Origin of the sequence: Bacillus sp. JJ722, assembly GCF_036963345.1 — a bacterium.
Lineage (GTDB): Bacteria > Bacillota > Bacilli > Bacillales > DSM-1321 > Bacillus_AD.
Genome location: NZ_JBALMO010000037.1, coordinates 10,826 through 11,408, shown reverse-complemented (window position 1 = coordinate 11,408; position 583 = coordinate 10,826). Strand labels below are relative to the sequence as shown.

Here is a 583-nt window from a genome sequence, read left to right as displayed (position 1 = left end):
ACTAAACAAGTTAACCCCATTTCAACTTATTGTCGTTTATTATTTCCTAGCTGTAACGGTTTCTACAATTTTATTAAAATTACCTATAGCTTTAAAACCTGATGTTGAGTTGCCACTTGTTGATGCATTGTTTGTGGCAGCAAGTGCTGTTAGTGTAACAGGACTAACCACAATAGATATATCACAAACATTTAGTGTAACAGGCTGTTTTATTTTAATGTTTGTATTACAGTTTGGTGGAATTGGTATAATGACTCTAGGAACCTTTATGTGGCTTCTTTTTAGAAAGAAAATTGGATTTAAAGAAAGACGTCTAATAATGACTGATCAAAATCTTTATTCGTTGTCAGGTCTTGTGGCATTATTGCGTCAAGTATTACTTCTAATAGTGATTATAGAAATAATTGGGGCTATTATATTAGGTGTGTATTTATTAAGGTATTATCCTCATCCATTGGAAGCGTTGTTTCACGGGGCTTTTATGTCTGTGAGTGCAACAACAAATGGTGGCTTTGATATTACTGGAGAATCGTTTATACCGTATGCAAATGATTATTTTATCCAATTTATCAATATAATCCTT

The 583-nt window shown here is 32.4% G+C and carries 1 protein-coding gene; it reads left to right on the top strand.

The window, feature by feature from the left end; translation table 11 throughout:
* On the top strand, positions 1-583 hold a 583-nt coding region (locus V7014_RS05730; protein ID WP_335505071.1), incomplete at both ends, for a potassium transporter TrkG.